Below are 1,961 nucleotides of genomic sequence, written 5' to 3' on the forward strand. Positions count from 1 at the left end.
CCGCCGCGGGCGGCCGCCCCCGGGGGGCCCGCGGACCGGGACGAACCGTTCCGGACCCTGGACGATCGCCCAGCACGAAACGCAACGTTTACTCACGGACAGCGGCTGTCACACGCGCGTAACTCCCGTGCCGGTCCCGCGAAACGCCCCCGCTCCACAGTTGTCCCCGTCCGGCCGCCCGGCTGGCGAGGGGAGTACAGACATGGAGTGGGACACCGGAGCCGCAGCCTGGATGCTGACCTCAGCATCCCTGGTGCTCCTCATGACGCCAGGACTGGCGTTCTTCTACGGGGGCATGGTCAGGGGCAAGTCCGTCCTGAACATGATGATGATGTCGTTCGGAGCCATCGGCGTCGTGGGCGTGATCTACGTGCTGTGGGGCTGGTCGACGTCGTACGGCGCCAGCGTCGCGGGCATCTTCGGCAACCCGTTCGACCAGTTCGGCCTGAGCGGCACGCTGTTCGACGCCGCGGGTGACGCGGTCGTCAGCCCCCTGGGCAACTACCCGCAGGTCATCGACGTCGCCTTCCAGGTGACGTTCGCGATCATCACCGTCGCCCTCATCAGCGGTGCGATCGCGGACCGCACGCGGTTCGGGACGTGGCTCGCCTTCGTGGCGATCTGGGTCACGGTCACCTACTTCCCGATGGCGCACATGGTCTGGGGCGGCGGGCAGCTGTCCGGTGCCGAGGGCTCCATCGCCGCCGCGCTGTTCGGCACGACCGACGGGGTGGCCAACACCGCGCCGATCGACTTCGCCGGTGGCACCGTGGTCCACATCAACGCGGGTGTCGCCGCCCTCGTGCTCGCGCTCCTCATCGGCAAGCGCAAGGGCTTCGGCACCGAGGCGATGCGCCCGCACAACCTGCCGTTCGTCATGCTCGGCGCCGCGCTCCTGTGGTTCGGCTGGTTCGGCTTCAACGCCGGCTCGGCCTTCGGCGCCAACGAGACCGCGGGCCTCGCGTGGGTCAACACGACCACCTGCACCGCGGCGGCGATGATCGCCTGGCTCGTGACGGAGAAGTTCCGCGACGGGCACGCCACGTCGCTCGGTGCCGCCTCGGGCATCGTCGCCGGCCTGGTCGCCATCACCCCGGCCGCGGGCGCCCTGCGTCCCGTGACCTCGATCATCCTGGGTGTCGTGGCCGGCGTGCTCTGCGCCCTGGCCGTCGGCCTGAAGTTCCGGTTCGGCTACGACGACTCGCTCGACGTCGTCGGCGTCCACCTCGTCGGTGGTCTCGTCGGTACCGTGATGATCGGCTTCCTCGCCGCCGACACGGGTCTGTTCTTCGGCGGTGGCGCCAACCAGCTCGTCATCCAGGTCGTGATCGCTCTCGTCGCGATCGTCTTCTCGGGCCTCACGACGCTGGTGATCGGTCTCATCCTCAAGGCCACGCTCGGGTGGCGCGTCTCGCAGGACGTCGAGGTCGGCGGTATCGACCTCGCGGTGCACGGCGAGACCGCGTACGAGAACCTGGGCGGCGCCCGTGTCGTGTCGGAGGTGAAGTGATGACGAAGCTCGTGACGGCGATCATCCAGCCGCACCGGTTGGATGACGTGAAGTCGGCCCTCGAGGCCGCCGGGGTCCGCGGACTCACGGTCAGCGAGGCCAGCGGCTACGGCCGCCAGAAGGGGCACACCGAGGTCTACCGCGGTGCCGAGTACACGGTCGACCTGGTCCCGAAGGTGCGGATCGACGTGCTCGTCGCGGACGAGGACGTGGCCGGCGTGACCGAGGTGGTCGTGCAGGCGGCGCAGACCGGGAAGATCGGCGACGGCAAGGTCTGGGTCGTGCCGGTGGAGGACGTGGCTCGCGTCCGCACCGGTGAGCACGGCGACGACGCCCTCTAGCAGCGCACGCATGACGACCGGACGGCCGCCCGCGGGGGGCGCGGCCGGGTCGCCGCAGCAGCCGCAGGTCCCCCCCCCCCCCGGGGGGCCGGCCCAGCGCGCTGCTCCGC

The 1,961-nt window shown here is 70.6% G+C and carries 2 protein-coding genes; both read left to right on the forward strand.

Going from position 1 to position 1,961, the window contains the following annotated elements; translation table 11 throughout:
- Positions 1–202: 202 nt before the first annotated feature.
- Positions 203–1,510: an ammonium transporter gene (locus H9657_RS14315; RefSeq protein ID WP_191784090.1), complete on the forward strand. Its 1,308-nt coding sequence runs from the start codon at positions 203–205 to the stop codon at positions 1,508–1,510.
- A complete protein-coding gene (locus H9657_RS14320) occupies positions 1,510–1,851 on the forward strand; it encodes a P-II family nitrogen regulator (RefSeq protein ID WP_013116698.1) in 342 nt (113 codons plus the stop codon). The genes H9657_RS14315 and H9657_RS14320 overlap by 1 nt, the downstream gene beginning before the upstream one ends.
- Positions 1,852–1,961: the final 110 nt, after the last annotated feature.

It is taken from the genome of Cellulomonas avistercoris (assembly GCF_014836445.1).
GTDB classification, from domain to species: domain Bacteria; phylum Actinomycetota; class Actinomycetes; order Actinomycetales; family Cellulomonadaceae; genus Cellulomonas; species Cellulomonas avistercoris.

What these genes read in the sequence shown, in the direction of transcription:
- H9657_RS14315 (WP_191784090.1), top strand. Translation starts at nt 203, where the DNA reads ATGGAGTGGGACACCGGAGCCGCAGCCTGGATGCTGACCTCAGCATCC.
- H9657_RS14320 (WP_013116698.1), top strand. Translation starts at nt 1,510, where the DNA reads ATGACGAAGCTCGTGACGGCGATCATCCAGCCGCACCGGTTGGATGAC.